Source organism: Mycobacterium kyorinense, from assembly GCF_002101735.1.
Classification (GTDB): Bacteria; Actinomycetota; Actinomycetes; order Mycobacteriales; family Mycobacteriaceae; genus Mycobacterium; species Mycobacterium kyorinense.
In genome coordinates this window covers 142,005-156,020 of sequence record NZ_LQPE01000143.1, presented here as the reverse complement: position 1 = coordinate 156,020, position 14,016 = coordinate 142,005, and the positions used below count along the sequence as shown (strand labels likewise).

The following is a 14,016-nucleotide window of genomic DNA, read 5'->3' as shown; positions in this document are numbered from 1 at the left end:
TACCCAGAAAGCGTCGCGGTTAGGCGCGTTTCGAGGCGCGTTCGTAGCGGCGCGATTTCGGCGTCATCATCAGCGCGCCGTCGGGTCCGCCGGTGAACGTCAGTTCCCGGCGTAACTGTTGGCCGGGAACCAGGTCGAGCTCGAAGCGCTGGGCCAGCGTCGCGACGATCAGGGTGGCTTCCAGGGTGGCAAAGCCGGAAGCGACGCACATCCGTTTGCCCGCGCCGAACGGGATGTGGGCGCGGCGCTGCCGCGGCTCGAAGTTCTCCTTCAAGAACCGCCCCGGGTCGAACGTGTACGGATCGCTCCAGAAGCGTTCGTTGTGGTGGACGCCGTGGATCAGGACGGCGACGGTGGTGCCGGCCTTGATCGGGTAGTCGCCCAGGACGTCGTCGCCCTTTGCCACCCGGGCCAATCCCATGATCGGTGGGTAGCGGCGCATCGCCTCGGCGACCACCGCCTGCGTCCACGGCAGGTTGTCGACGTCGTCCGCCGTCGGTTCGCGGCCGCCCAGCACCTCGTCGAGCTCGCGGCCGAGTTCTGCTCTGGCATCAGGGTTTTCGCCGAGCAGGTACCACGTCCAGGCCAACGCTGCCGCGGTGGTCTCGAAGCCGGCGCCCAGGAAGGTCATCAGCTCGTCGCGGATCTCCAAGTCGGTGTAGCGATAGCCTGTTTCCGGGTCCTCGGCGGCCATCAGCAGGGCCAGCAGGTTGTCGGTCCCGGCCAGCGCGCCGCTGCGGTAGTCGGCGATCAGGCGATCCAAAAAACGCTCGATGCGCCGCAGCCCCAGTATTGTGCGAGGCGCGAATATCGCTGCCTCCCAGCGCAATGCGTTGATGGCCAGCCGCGGCGAGCGCAGCCTGTCGGCAATCCAGCGCAGCGGCCGTGATCCTCCGCCGATGAATCCGTAGCCGAAAATCGTGAGCAGCCGGGCGAAGTCGACGCGCATCTGCTCGGCCAGCTCGCCGGTCAGGTCGATGCCGAACATGGTGCGGGCGATGACGTCCATCGTGATGTAGTTCATCTCGGCCGCGATATCGAGCGGCTGGCCGGCACGGTCTTGCCAGCGGTCCGCGGCGGCGACGGCGGCGGCGGTCATCTGCGGGGCGAGCGCGTCGACGTTGCGCTTGGCGAAAATGGGCTGCACCAGCCGGCGGTTGCGCTGCCAGAGCTCGTCGTTCAGGTCGGTGACCAGGCCGCGGCCGAAAGCCACAGCCAGAAGGTCGTATTCGGCGCTCTTGGCGTAGTTGTCCTGGTTGGACACCAGGACGTGACGGGCGATGTCGGGGTTGCGCACCACGACGAACTTGGACAGCGGCGCGCGGGCCACGATGATGTCGTCCTGGCCGGGCAGCCGGGCGGCGTAGTCGAAGATGGTGTGCCGGTAGCCGGCCCAGATACCAGCCAGGGCCAGTCGCCACGCGGTGATCCAGCCGACCTTCGTGTGCTGCCACCGGACGAAGCTCGGCGCCCAGCGCGGGGGATGGAGTTGTGGGCGTTCAGCGTGCATAGGCCACTCGCTTCCCAGTACCTCCGGTATACGGTACCGCCGGTTCCGAAGCCGTGTCTACGGCTTGCGCCCGCCCACGCCGGGGCCCGGGTTCGGTGGCCAAATCGGTAGGCAGGGCTACGGTCGTGGGTATTAGACCCTTGGGTAATCGGATGGGGCGAAACGTCCAAGGAAGGCCGGGAATGGAAGCAAGCAACGCTGTGGCCGGGTTCTCGACGGGCAATGGTTTCCCGGATGTCGTCGTCACCGGCGTCGCGATGTCGACCGCCCTGGCGACCGATGTCGACGGCACCTGGAAAAAGCTGCTGGACGGCCAGAGCGGGATCCGCAAGCTGGAGGACCCGTTCGTCGAGCAGTTCGACGCGCCGGTGCGCATCGGCGGGCATCTGCTCGAGGATTTCGACGCCGAGCTGAACCGGGTCGAGCTTCGCCGAATGTTGTTTCTGCAGAAGATCTCCGTCGTGCTCGGCCGGCGCGCGTGGACGAACGCCGGCTCACCCGAGGTCGATCCCAACCGCTTGATGGTGTCGATCGGCACCGCGATGGGCTCGACCGAGGAAATGGTCTTCGGCTACGACGACATCCGCGCGCGCGGCCTCAAGGCCGTCAACCCGGTGGGCGTGCTGATGATGATGCCCAACTCGGGCAGCGCGTGGGTCGGGCTGGAACGCCAGGCCAGGGCCGGGATCATCACGCCGGTGTCGGCCTGCGCCTCCGGGGCCGAGGCGATCGCGCGGGCCTGGCAGCAGATCGTGCTCGGCGAGGCCGACATCGCGATCTGCGGCGGCGTGGAGACTCGGATCGAGGCGGTGCCGATCGCGGCGTTCGCGCACATGGGCATCCTGTCGACCAACAACGACGATCCCGCCGGCGCGTGTCGCCCGTTCGACAAGGACCGCGACGGGTTCGTGTTCGGCGAGGCGGGCGCGCTGCTCGTCGTCGAGCGTGAGGACCACGCGAAGGCCCGCGGCGCGACGATCCTGGCCCGGCTGATGGGTGCGGCCATCACCTCCGACGGCTACCACATCGTGGCGCCCGATCCCAACGGAGTGCGGGCCGGGCAGGCGATCACCCGGGCGATCCAACTCGCCGGGCTGCGCCCGACCGACATCGACCACGTCAACGCGCACGCCACCGGCACCGTCTTCGGGGACCAGGCCGAAGCCAAGGCGATCAACAACGCGTTCGGTGCCCATCGGCCGGCGGTGTACGCGCCGAAGGCAGCGCTGGGTCATTCGATCGGCGCCGTCGGCGCGGTGGAGTCGATCCTGACCGTGTTGGCGCTGCGGGACGGCGTCATCCCGCCGACGCTGAACCTGCACAACCTCGATCCGGAGATCGATCTGGACGTCGTGGCGGGGGAACCGCGACCGGGCAGCTACCGATACGCGATCAAGGACTCTTTCAGTTTCGGCGGCCACAATGTCGCGCTGGCCTTCGGAAAGTACTGACCGCGATCAGCGCGCGGTCAGCCAGCCGAGCACATGGCGGGTCTGCAGGCGGATGTAGTCGTCGAGGCTGTAGTTGGGCCCGAAATGCCATTGTTTCAGCGCCCATCCGTGCGCAAGCAGCATGATGTCGAAGACCACCAGGTCGACGTCGACGGCCTGGAATGTGCCGTCGGCGATGCCCGCCTCGATCGCCGAGCGTAGCGGCGCTGCGGTGGCGATCTCGAGTTCCTTGATCTGCGCGCGCCCGGCCGTATCCAGGGTGCGGCTCTCCCGGTAGGTCAGCACCACCGCGTCCAGATTTTCGTCGACGATCTCGATGTAGCGCCGGATGCCGGCGGTCAGCTGCGCGACGACGTCGTCGCCGGCGGCCGCCATCACCGGCGCGAGCTGGTCGCGGAAGGCGTCCTGGATGCGCACGATGGTGGCCAGCAGCAGATCCTCCTTGCCGCCGAAATACTTGTAGATCAGCCCGACGCTGACGTTGGCCTCGGCCGCCAGGTCCTGCATGGACATCTGGTGAAAGCCCTTCTGCCCCATGACTTTCACCGCGGCGTCGAGCAGTTGGCGCCGCCGCGAGCTGGCCCGGGCGGCGCGCACGGCCTCCTCGACCGGCAGATCGGCGAAATCGGTGGCCATCTACAGGCCCAGGTCCTTGGCGATGATCGTCTTCATGATCTCGGTGGTGCCGCCGTAGATGGTCTGGATGCGCGCGTCGACGAATGCCCGCGACACCGGATATTCGCGCATGTAGCCGTATCCGCCGTGCAACTGCAGGCAGCGGTCGGCGACGCGCACCTGCAGTTCGGTGGTCCACCATTTCAGCCGGGCGGCGCGGGCGGCGGTGAGTTTACCGTTCAGGTGTGCGGCGATGCAGTCGTCGAGATATGTTCGGGCGACATCGATTTCGGTGGCCAGCTCGGCGAGCACGAATTGGGTGTTCTGCAGGCCGGCGATCGGTGAACCGAACGCCTGCCGGCCGCGCACATACTCCAGCGTCTCGGCCAGCACCCCTTCGGCCGCGCCGACTGCGCCCACTGCCAGCGAAAGCCGTTCCTGGGGAAGGTTGTTCATCAGCTGGTAGAAGCCGCGGCCTTCCTCCCCGAGCAGGTTTTCGACCGGGACCCGCATGTCGGTGAAGCTCAGCTCGCTGGTGTCCTGGGCGTGCAGCCCGATCTTCTCGAGGTTGCGGCCGCGGGAAAAACCCGGCGTGTTCGGGTCGACGACCAGTAGCGACAGCCCCTTGTGCCGATCGGGGCCGGTGCGGACTGCGACGACGAACAAATCGCCGATCTGCCCGTTGGAGATGAAGGTCTTTGCGCCGTTGACCGCGTAGTGGTCGCCGTCGCGCACTGCGGTGGTGCGGATCCCGGCCAGGTCACTGCCGGCACCCGGCTCGGTCATCGCGATGCCTATGATCGTCTCGCCGGACACCACACCCGGCAGCCACCGCTGTTTCTGCTCGGCAGTGGTCAGGTCGGTGAGATAGGGCAGCACGATGTCGTTTTGCAGCGACAAGCCGACGGCCTCGGCGGCCGCCCCGGCCCGCTGCAGCTCGTCGACCAGAATTGCGTTGTAACGAAAGTCGTCGACACCCGGTCCGCCAAACTCCTCGGGCACCGAGAACCCAAGCAGCCCAAGCTTGCCGGCCTCGGTGAACAGGGAACGGTCCACACAGCCGGCCTTCTCCCAGGCCTCGTGAGCCGGCACGACGGTCTGCTGCACGAAACCGCGTACCAGCTCCCGGAACTGGTGATGCTCGGACGTGTAGGTCAGGCTCATCGGAACGCGTCCATGCCGGTGATGGCCTGCCCCAGGATCAGCTGGTGCATCTCCGGGGTGCCCTCGTAAGTCAGCACCGATTCCAGGTTGACCATGTGCCGGATCACCGGGTATTCCAGCGATATCCCGTTGCCGCCCAGGATGGTTCGCGCGGTACGGCAGATCTCCAGTGCCTCGCGGGTGTTGTTCAGCTTGCCGAAGCTGACCTGCTCGGGACGCAACCCGGCGCTGTCCTTGAGCCGGCCCAGGTGTAGCGAGAGTAGCTGGCCCTTGTGCAGTTCGACCGCCATGTCGACGAGCTTGGCCTGAGTCAACTGGAAACCCGCGATGGGCCGGCCGAATTGGGTGCGCTGCGTGGCGTAGTCGAGTGCGGCCCGCCACGCCGAGCGCGCGGCGCCCATCGAGCCCCAGATGATGCCGTAGCGCGCCTCGGACAAGCACGCCAGCGGCCCCCTGAGGCCTTTCGCCTCCGGCAGCATCGCGTCCTGCGGCAGCCGCACGTCGTCGAGCACCAACTCGGAGGTGATCGAGGCCCGCAGCGACAGCTTGTGGTGAATCGTGTTGGTGGAAAACCCCGGAGTGTCGGTGGGGACGATGAATCCGCGGATCCCGTCGTCAGTGGTTGCCCACACGATCGCAACGTCGGCCACCGTGCCGTTGGTGATCCACATCTTGCGGCCGTTGAGAACCCAGTCCGAACCGTCGCGTCGCGCCCGGGTTTTCATGGCCGCCGGGTCGGAGCCGATGTCGGGTTCGGTCAGCCCGAAGCAACCCAGCAGCTCGCCGGCGGCCATGCCGGGCAGCCACTGCTGCTTCTGCTCCTCGGAGCCGTTGTTCCAGATCGCGAACATGGCCAGCGACCCCTGCACCGACACCAGCGACCGGATCCCCGAGTCGGCGGCCTCCAGTTCGGTACAGGCCAGCCCGTAGTGCACCGCCGACGCGCCGCCGCAGCCGTAGCCCTTGAGGTGCATGCCCAGCAGGCCGAGTTCGCCGAACTGCTTGGCCAGCTCGCGGGCCACCGGCAGGTCGCCGGCCTCGAACCAGTCGGCGACATAGGGGGTGACGTGCTCGGCGCAGAACTGCCGCACCGTGTCGCGCACCGCGATCTCGTCGTCGGACAGCAACGTGTCCAGCGCCAATGGGTCCAGCGGGTCGAAGCTCATCATCCGGCCATGGTAAGGCCGCCGCTGACGCTGATCACTTGGCCGGTGATGAACGACGCGGCCTCGGAGGCAAAGAACAGCACCGGCGCGGCGACCTCTTCGGGCCGGGCCAGCCGCCGAAACGGAATCGCTTTGACCAGAGCCTCTCTCAGCTTTTCCGGCTGGGCCGCGAACAAGGGGGTGTCGGTCGGGCCGGGACAGACGCAGTTGACGGTGATCTGGTAGCGGGCCATCTCCCGGGCCAGTGACTTGGTCAGCGCGATGACGCCGCCCTTGGCGCCGGCGTAGATGGTTTCACCGGCGCTGCCGACCCGTCCGGCGTCGCTGGCCAGGTTGATCACGCGTCCGCCGCCGCCGGCCTCGATCATGCCGGGCAGGAACGCGCTGCACACATGTACCGGACCGAGGTAGTTGATGGCCACCACCTTTTCGGCGAATTCGGTTGTGGCGTTGAGGAATTGGTCGGTGCGGTCCCAGCCGGCGGCGTTGACGACGACGTTGGGCACACCGGGTGCCCGGTCCCGCAGCGTGTCCACTTGGGCGCGGTCGGCCACGTCGACCGGCAGCGCGGTGATCAACTCCGGGTATTCCTTGGCGGTGGTCTGGGCCGCGGCGAGATCGAGGTCGGCGGCAATGACTCGGTCGCCCTGGGCGGCGAAGCCCAGCGCGATCGCCCTGCCGATGCCCGATCCGGCGCCGGTGACTAATGCGAGTTTCATGCCGTCACGTACCTCCCGAAGTCGGCGGGACGCTTCTCGGCGAATGCCCGCGCACCCTCCATACCTTCGTCGGTGTGCACGAAGATCTCCAGCGCCGACATCGCCAGATTGGACAAGCCGGCCTGGTGGTCGGTGTCGGCGTTGAACGACTGCTTGAGGAACCGCAGCGCAGTCGGGCTCTTCTCGCCGATCTCGGCCGCAATGGCCTTGGCCTCGGTCATCAACTTCTCGGCGGGCACCACGTAGTTGACCAGTCCCCAGCGTTCGGCGGTGGCGGCGTCGTACCGGCGACACAAAAACCACATCTCCCGCGCCCGCTTTTCGCCGACCACCCGCGCCAGATACGCCGATCCGAATCCTGCGTCGAATGACCCGACCCGCGGCCCGGCTTGTCCGAACGTCGCATGCTCGGCCGCGATCGAGAGGTCGCACAGCACGTGCAGTACATGCCCGCCGCCGACCGCGACACCGTTGACGCGGCGATCACCGGCTTGGGCACATCGCGAATCAGCTTGTGCAAGTAGCCGATTTCGAACATGCCGCTCTCGGTGGGGCCGTAGTCGCCGGTCTCTGCGCGCTGCTTGACGTCGCCACCGGTGCAGAACGCCTTGTCGCCGGCCCCGGTCAGGATGATCGCCGACACGCGGTTGTCGGCCCACGCTGCGCGGAACGCCTTGACCAATTCCTCGACGGTCTTCCCGCGAAACGCGTTGTAGCGCTCCGGCCGGTTGATCGTGATGACCGCGGCGGCGGCGTCGATCTCGTAAGTGATGTCCTCGTATGGTGAATCAGAGCTCATTCTGAGCGAATCTATATTCAATTAGGGTCCCGGTCAAGGCCGGTACTGTCGCGACATGCGCGGGTTGAGGTGGCTGGCCGTCGACGTGGTGTGCGTGCTGGTGTTCTGCGGGGTCGGGCGGCGAAGCCATGACGAAGGGCTCAGCCTTACCGGTGTCGCGACGACGGCGTGGCCGTTTTTGATCGGCACGATTCTGGGCTGGCTCCTGTCGCGGGGGTGGCGACGCCCGACGGCGCTCGCGCCGACCGGTGTGCTCGTCTGGGTGTGCACGGTGGCCGTCGGAATGCTGCTGCGCAAGTCCACCTCGGCCGGGGTCGCCGCCAGTTTCGTGGTGGTGGCGTCGACGGTCACTGCCCTGCTGTTGCTGGGCTGGCGCGCCGCGGCCCAGGCCGGAATGCGTCTGGCCGCGCGACGTTAGACAGTTAGGTGATGCTCCAGACGCTCCAGTTCGTGTCGGCGGACCAGAACGACCCGCTGGCGCAGCCTCTGCTGTCCGAGTTGGCCGCTGAATACGCGCAGCGTTACGGCGGCACGCCGGATTTCCATATGACTTGGCTGCGAGTCCCGTCCACCGAGTTGGCTGCGCCGGACGGCGGCCTGGTGATCGGCGTCGTCGACGGGGTTCCGGTCACCGGCGGCGCGTTTCGCCGCTACGACGCCCACACCGCCGAGTTCAAGCGGATCTGGACCGACCGCGCGCACCGTCGCCGCGGCTATGCGAAGGCACTACTCGCGGTGCTGGAGGCCAAGGCCGCGGCCCGCGGATACCGCCGGGTCTACTTGATCACCGGCAATCGCCAGCCCGAGGCCGAGGAACTGTACCGCACGATCGGCTACACGCAGCTGGACGAGCCGCTGCCCTCGTGGGGCGAGTTTCATCCGATCGCGTTCGAAAAGTGGCTGTCATGACCGAACCGCTGCACCTCGGCGTCGCGCTCGACGGCTATGGTTGGCACCCGCAGTCGTGGCGGGCCACGCTGGCCGCCGAGCCGGCGACGGAATCGGTGCTGTCCGGCCGGTATTGGGCGGGGCTGGCCACCGCCGCCGAACGCGGACTGCTGGATTTCCTGACCATCGACGACACGCTGATGCCGCAACCGGGCCGCCGCGAGGCGATCGATCCGCGGCGGCTGGCCGGTCGCGCCGACGCAGTTTTGGTGGCCGCCCGCATCGCGCCGGCCACCCGGCACATCGGGCTGATCCCGGTGGCCACCGTCACCCACACCGAGCCGTTCCATGTCTCCAAGGCCATCGCCACCCTCGACTTCGTGTCGCACGGGCGGGCCGGGTGGCAGGCCCGGGTCAGCTCCACCGCGCACGAGGCGGCGCTGTTCGGCCGCCGTGATCTATCCGGCGATCTGTTCGACGAGGCCACGGATTTCGTCGAGGTGGTGCGCCGGCTCTGGGACAGCTGGGAGGACGACGCGGTGATCCGCGACGGCGCCACCGGGCGCTACATCGACCGGGACAAGCTGCACTACATCGACTTCACCGGAAAGTACTTCTCGGTCAAGGGCCCGTCGATCACCCCGCGGCCGCCACAAGGCCAGCCCGTGGTCGCCGCTTTGGCGCATGCCTCCCGCATTTACGAATTCGCTGCTGCCAGCGCTGATCTCGTGTTCATCACTCCCACCGACGAGGACGGGCTGCGCCGGATACTCGAAGAGTTAGACCCGCATCTGAAAATCTACGCCGACGTCGTCGTCTCGTTCGGCGGCGACACCGATTTCCGGTCGGATGCGCTGGTATTCGGCGGCGGTGCAACCGAATTGGTGGATCTGCTGCTGGCTTGGCAGGAGTTGGGCATCGACGGGGCCCGGCTGCGCCCGGCGGTCAACGCCACCGACCTGCCGGTGATCGTCGACGAGGTGGTGCCGCTGCTGCAGCGGGCAAACCGATTCCGTGACGCCTACCGCGACGACGAGACGCTGCGCGAACGGCTCGGCTTGCCGGTGGCGCCCAATCGCTATGCGGCGGTGCGACAATGATTGCGGTTCCGCTGTCCGTTCTCGACCTGGCGCCGATCAGCGCCGGCAGCGACGCCGCAACCGCGCTGCGCAACACGATCGACCTGGCTCAGCGCGCCGAACGCTGGGGCTTTCGGCGGTATTGGGTCGCCGAGCACCACTTCGTCGGGGTGGCCAGCTCGTCGCCGGCGGTGTTGGTGGGCCAAATCGCCGCCGCCACCAACACTATTCGGGTCGGCACCGCGGCTGTGCAGCTCAGCCACACCACCGCCGCGGCGGTGGTGGAAAGCTTCGGCATGCTCGAGGCCTTCCATCCGGGCCGCATCGACCTCGGCGTGGGCCGTTCCGGGCAGCGCCGCATCAAACCCGACAAGCCCCGCACGCCGCGGCCCAGGACCGAAACGCCCCGTGAGTGGCGCGACATCGACGGTGTCGTCGTGCCGCCGCCGTTCGACCTGCGCAGCGTGCTCAACAAGGAACGGGTGCAGGCCACGATGGCGGTCCTGCAGCAGCCCGAGGCCGTCGCACCGGACTTCGCCGAACAGCTGGGCGACATCATCGCGATGCTGAACGGCACCTACCAGGTCGACGGGTCCGACGTGCACGCCGTACCCGGTGAGCGAAGCGGCTTGACGCCGTGGATCTTTGGCAGCAGCAAGGGCAAGAGCGCGCAGACGGCCGGCGCGCTGGGGCTGCCGTTCGTGGCCAGCTATCACCTCACCCCGGCCACCGCGCTGGACGCCGTCGACGCCTACCGCGCCGCGTTCGTGCCGTCCAAGACGCTGTCGCGGCCCTACGTGGTGATCTCGGCCGACTTCGTGGTCGCCGACGACAGCGCCACCGCGCGGCACCTTGCGTCCAGCTACGGGCATTGGGTGTATTCCATCCGGGCCGGCGACGGCGCCGTGCCATACCCCGATCCCGACCAGTGCCCACCGCTGACCGACGACCAGCTGGCCGTGGTAAACGACCGGCTGGCAACGCAATTCGTCGGAAACCCGGACGAAGTGGCCGAGCGGCTGACGGCGCTGCAACGGGTCAGCGGCGCCGACGAGCTGGTCGTCACCTCGGTCACCTACCGCCACGAGGACCGGCTGCGCTCGCACGAACTGATCGCCGAACGTTGGGGGCTGTGCGGATGAAACAGGTTCATCTAGCGGCACATTTCCCGGGCGTCAACAACACCACGGTGTGGAGCGATCCGGCCGCGGGCAGCCAGATCGAGTTCGAGTCGTTCGTGCATCTGGCTCGCACCGCCGAGCGAGGGCTGTTCGACTTCTTCTTTCTGGCCGAGGGTCTGCGGTTGCGCGAGCACCGCGGCCAGATCTACGACCTGGACGTGGTGGGCCGGCCGGACACCTTCACGGTGGTGGCCGCGCTGGCCGGCGTGACCGACCGGATCGGGCTGACCGGCACGATCAACACCACGTTCAACGAACCCTTCGAAGTGGCACGACAATTCGCCACGCTCGACCATCTGTCCGACGGCCGGGCGGGCTGGAACATCGTCACTTCGTCGGATGCGTTCACCGGCGCCAACTTTCGGCGCGGTGGCTTCCTCGACCACGCCGACCGGTACGCCCGCGCGGAGGAGTTCCTCAATGTCGCACAAGCGTTTTGGAACAGCTGGCAGGCCGACGCCGTGGTGGCTGATGAGATCTATGTAGAACCGAGCCGAATCCACACCGTCGAATACCGCGGCGAGTTCTTCAGCGTGCGCGGAATGGCGACCCTGCCTGCCGGGCCGCAAGGCCAGCCGGTGCTGCTGCAGGCCGGCGACTCCGAGGACGGCCGGTCGTTCGGAGCCAGGCACGCCGACGCGATGTTCACCTTGCACGGGTCGCTGGAAGACGGCCAGCGCTACACCGCCGACGTCAAAGGCCGCGCGGCGGCTGCGGGCCGAAACCCGAACGAGCTGAAGGTGTTTCCCGCCGCCACATTCGTGCTGGGCGACAGTGCCGCCGACGCCGCCGAAAAGGCGCGCCACATCCGTCGCCAACAGGTCAGCGGCCCGACCGCGATCGCGATGCTCGAACAGGTGTGGGGCCGCGACCTGTCGGCTTACGACCCCGACGGCCCGCTGCCCGACGTCGACCCGACCGGTGACACCAGCATCACCCAGGGCAGGGTGCGGCACGGCGACCCGGTCGCGGTGGCGCGTCGCTACCGCGACCGGGCCCAGGCCGAGAACCTCTCGATTCGCGACCTGGTCATCGCCGTCACCAGCAGGCAGCAGTTCGTCGGAACCGCGTCGCAGATCGCCGACGAGATGAACCGCTACGTGCAGGCCGACGCCTGCGACGGTTTCATCCTGGTTTCGCACCTGACCCCGCACGGGCTGGACGACTTCGTCGACCAGGTGGTCCCGCTACTGCAGGAACGCCGGGTCTACCGCACCGAATACACCGGCCGGACGCTGCGGGAGCATCTCGCGGGTAAAGCGGCTTAGCGATCTGCTGATAGCATTGATATCAGGAGGTGGCGAGTAATGCCCGATGTCCTGATCAGAGGTTTGTCTGAGTCCGCAATCGCCCGTATCGACGCCGAGGCCGCAGCTCATGGACTTTCCCGCAACGAATATCTGCGCCGCAGATTCGAAGCCGAACGATCGCCCTCCGCCGAGGGAGGCCAACTCACGGTCGAAGACCTGCGCCGCGCCGCTGAAGCCGCCAAGGATCTCGATAATCCGCGGGTGATGGAGGGTGCGTGGCGGTAACCACGTGGCTCATCGACAAATCGGCGTACACGCGCTTAGCGGAATCCCCCGATGCACAGATATGGATAGACCGCATCGAGCGCGGCATGGTGCGAATCAGCACCGTCACCCGACTTGAAGTTGGCTACTCGTTCCGGAGCGCCGCTGAGGCGCGCACCGAGTCTGTCTCCCCGCCGCTTGCCCTGATGCCGGTGGAATACCTCACCCCGGCGGTGGAAGATCGCGCGGTTGAGGTGCAGCTACTGCTGGCCGATCGCGGCCAGCACCGCGCACCATCGATCCCAGACCTCCTCGTTGCGGCCATTGCCGAAATATCGGGCCACATAGTCTTGGCCTTGGACAAGGACTTTGAGCTCATAGCGCAGGTAACGGGGCAACCGGTCGAGCGCCTCCGCCTGACGGCAGGCCATAGTTAGGTGTGCCGGGGCATGCCGGTTACAAAACGTCGGCATGCCCCAGCCGTCGAGACTCCGCCTCATCTAGGCAATCAGCCGGCCATGAATTCGCGATAGGCCGACTCCAACTCGGGTGACAGCGCGGTCGTGTTGCACTGCCGCTCGGTGTCGCCGATCGGCGCCAGGATGCCCCGCAGGTCGTAGTACTCCTGCGGATGCGCGGTGAAGTAGGTGCGCAAAGTGGCCGAAGCCACCGGACGCGGCCGGGTGATCGCATCCGTCACTGCCGCATTGGCATCCGGGTGAGCGTCGAGGTACTGGCGGGCAGACCCCGTCGCCCAGTTGACGGTGTTCTGCACCCCGGCAGGGCTGCAGTCGGGTGCCGCCGACGCCGTCGGCGCCGCGATCATCGTTGCGGCCAGACCGCCCAGCAAGCAGGCAGCATGAATTTTCATCATTGTTTGTTCCTTGAGGTTGCACAGTGGCAGAAAGGCCCGCCTCCTGCTCAAGCGGGCGGGGCCGCCACCTCGGGCCGGCCCGACGCCGAACGTACGCCGAGTCAACGGGACGTAAAGTACGCGAAAACCGGTGCCGCAGTATGTGAATTGCGGCTGACGTGAACAATGTTGCATGTGTGGCGGTCGTCGGTAAGCGATCGACCAGAGCCGCGCCGCAATCGTGAGAATTCTTAAGGGACTGTGATGTTCACTGTAATCGAATTGTGATCGCGTTCAGTGGCGTTGGGCCAACGCGGTGGCCTTCTCGGTGGCGTCGCGGATGGGTCCGCGCCACAGGTCGCCGTGGCCGGGGGCCAGGATCTCGGTGTCCAGCAGCGCCAGTGCCGCCAGGCTGCGCACGCAGTCGTCCTGGCTGTGGCTGAACACCGCGGGCAGCAGCTGCGGGCCGCTGTGCGCCAGCAGCGGGTGGCCGGTGACAAGCGCGTCGCCGCTGGCCAGCACACCGTCGACCAGATACGAGCAGTGCCCGCCGGTGTGCCCGGGGGTCGGAATCGCCATCGGGTGGCCGGGCAACTCGGCGGCCACTTCCGCGGTCAGCGGCTGCGCCGACGGGATGCCCTCGCGGATCAGCCCGCCGTTGCGCACCACATGCGCGGCCCACATCGCCCAGCGCGGGCGCCAGATCCGCAGCGCGACGTCGAGCGGCGACGCCTGCTCCAGATACTCGCGCTTGGTGTGGCCCACCTCGTCGGGATGGCAGTACACCGGGGTGCTGTGGGTCTTGGCGAACCAGATCGCCGAGCCGAGGTGGTCGATGTGGGCGTGGGTGAGCAGGATCGCCCGTACGTCGCCCGGCTGGTATCCGAGTTCGCGCAGCGAGGTGAGCACGTCGTCGCGGTCGCCGGGATACCCGGCGTCGATCAGCATGACCCCGTTCTGGTCGGTGACCAGCAGCCAGTTGACCGCCTCGCCCTGCGCGAGATGCACGGTTTCGGTGATGGGCGTCAGCACCGGTGCCATGCCCGCGAGCTTAGCTACTGGAGTAGAAACGACAGC

At 67.4% G+C, this 14,016-nt stretch carries 15 protein-coding genes and 1 pseudogene; 8 read left to right on the top strand and 8 right to left on the bottom strand.

The features are described from left to right. Positions 1–19: 19 nt before the first annotated feature. Positions 20–1,510 (bottom strand): cytochrome P450, encoded by a 1,491-nt coding sequence (locus AWC14_RS19250; protein ID WP_081967973.1) that lies wholly within the window; start codon positions 1,508–1,510, stop codon positions 20–22. Positions 1,511–1,692: 182 nt separating this feature from the next. On the opposite strand from AWC14_RS19250, the gene kasB reads away from it, so the two are divergent. Continuing rightward, complete coding sequence (gene kasB / locus AWC14_RS19245) at positions 1,693–2,961, top strand: 3-oxoacyl-ACP synthase KasB (RefSeq protein WP_045373995.1); 1,269 nt, start codon at positions 1,693–1,695, stop codon at positions 2,959–2,961. Between the two features lie 6 nt (positions 2,962–2,967). On the opposite strand, the gene AWC14_RS19240 is transcribed toward kasB, so the two are convergent. From AWC14_RS19240 to AWC14_RS19220, 5 genes and pseudogenes are all read right to left on the bottom strand, one after another. Beyond that, on the bottom strand, positions 2,968–3,597 hold the full coding sequence (locus AWC14_RS19240) for a TetR/AcrR family transcriptional regulator (protein ID WP_045373993.1): 630 nt from the start codon (positions 3,595–3,597) through the stop codon (positions 2,968–2,970). Next, a complete protein-coding gene (locus tag AWC14_RS19235) occupies positions 3,598–4,740 on the bottom strand; it encodes an acyl-CoA dehydrogenase family protein (protein WP_045373990.1) in 1,143 nt (380 codons plus the stop codon). Continuing rightward, a complete protein-coding gene (locus AWC14_RS19230) occupies positions 4,737–5,909 on the bottom strand; it encodes an acyl-CoA dehydrogenase (RefSeq protein WP_142281754.1) in 1,173 nt (390 codons plus the stop codon). Before AWC14_RS19230 ends, AWC14_RS19235 begins: the two co-directional genes overlap by 4 nt. Then, entirely contained in the window at positions 5,906–6,625 is a 720-nt protein-coding gene (locus AWC14_RS19225; protein WP_045373984.1) for an SDR family NAD(P)-dependent oxidoreductase, read from the bottom strand. The genes AWC14_RS19230 and AWC14_RS19225 overlap by 4 nt, the downstream gene beginning before the upstream one ends. Then, positions 6,622–7,424 (bottom strand): annotated as a pseudogene (locus AWC14_RS19220) (enoyl-CoA hydratase-related protein). Before AWC14_RS19220 ends, AWC14_RS19225 begins: the two are co-directional and overlap by 4 nt. Positions 7,425–7,479: 55 nt before the next feature. On the opposite strand from AWC14_RS19220, the gene AWC14_RS19215 reads away from it, so the two are divergent. The 7 genes from AWC14_RS19215 to AWC14_RS19185 are packed head-to-tail and all read left to right on the top strand — an operon-like array spanning position 7,480 to position 12,523. Then, positions 7,480–7,842, top strand: coding sequence for a DUF3054 domain-containing protein (locus AWC14_RS19215; protein WP_045373981.1), 363 nt, complete (start codon positions 7,480–7,482; stop codon positions 7,840–7,842). Between the two features lie 11 nt (positions 7,843–7,853). Next, complete coding sequence (locus AWC14_RS19210) at positions 7,854–8,333, top strand: GNAT family N-acetyltransferase (RefSeq protein WP_045373978.1); 480 nt, start codon at positions 7,854–7,856, stop codon at positions 8,331–8,333. After that, the gene (locus AWC14_RS19205; RefSeq protein WP_045373976.1) at positions 8,330–9,412 is read left to right on the top strand and encodes an LLM class flavin-dependent oxidoreductase; all 1,083 of its coding nucleotides are present in this window, start codon (positions 8,330–8,332) and stop codon (positions 9,410–9,412) included. Before AWC14_RS19210 ends, AWC14_RS19205 begins: the two co-directional genes overlap by 4 nt. Next, positions 9,409–10,533 carry an LLM class flavin-dependent oxidoreductase gene (locus tag AWC14_RS19200; RefSeq protein ID WP_045373973.1) on the top strand — a complete coding sequence of 375 codons (1,125 nt, stop codon included), beginning with the start codon at positions 9,409–9,411 and terminating at the stop codon, positions 10,531–10,533. The genes AWC14_RS19205 and AWC14_RS19200 overlap by 4 nt, the downstream gene beginning before the upstream one ends. Continuing rightward, positions 10,530–11,840: an NtaA/DmoA family FMN-dependent monooxygenase gene (locus tag AWC14_RS19195; RefSeq protein ID WP_045373969.1), complete on the top strand. Its 1,311-nt coding sequence runs from the start codon at positions 10,530–10,532 to the stop codon at positions 11,838–11,840. Before AWC14_RS19200 ends, AWC14_RS19195 begins: the two co-directional genes overlap by 4 nt. 39 nt (positions 11,841–11,879) lie before the next feature. Beyond that, a complete protein-coding gene (gene vapB / locus AWC14_RS19190; protein WP_045373966.1) occupies positions 11,880–12,107 on the top strand; it encodes a type II toxin-antitoxin system VapB family antitoxin in 228 nt (75 codons plus the stop codon). After that, the gene (locus tag AWC14_RS19185; RefSeq protein WP_045373963.1) at positions 12,098–12,523 is read left to right on the top strand and encodes a PIN domain nuclease; all 426 of its coding nucleotides are present in this window, start codon (positions 12,098–12,100) and stop codon (positions 12,521–12,523) included. The genes vapB and AWC14_RS19185 overlap by 10 nt, the downstream gene beginning before the upstream one ends. A gap of 71 nt (positions 12,524–12,594) precedes the next feature. On the opposite strand, the gene AWC14_RS19180 is transcribed toward AWC14_RS19185, so the two are convergent. Both AWC14_RS19180 and AWC14_RS19175 read right to left on the bottom strand, forming a co-directional pair. Then, complete coding sequence (locus AWC14_RS19180) at positions 12,595–12,960, bottom strand: heme-binding protein (protein ID WP_045373960.1); 366 nt, start codon at positions 12,958–12,960, stop codon at positions 12,595–12,597. A gap of 273 nt (positions 12,961–13,233) precedes the next feature. Next, positions 13,234–13,980 (bottom strand): MBL fold metallo-hydrolase, encoded by a 747-nt coding sequence (locus AWC14_RS19175; protein WP_045373957.1) that lies wholly within the window; start codon positions 13,978–13,980, stop codon positions 13,234–13,236. Between the last annotated feature and the right edge of the window lie 36 nt (positions 13,981–14,016).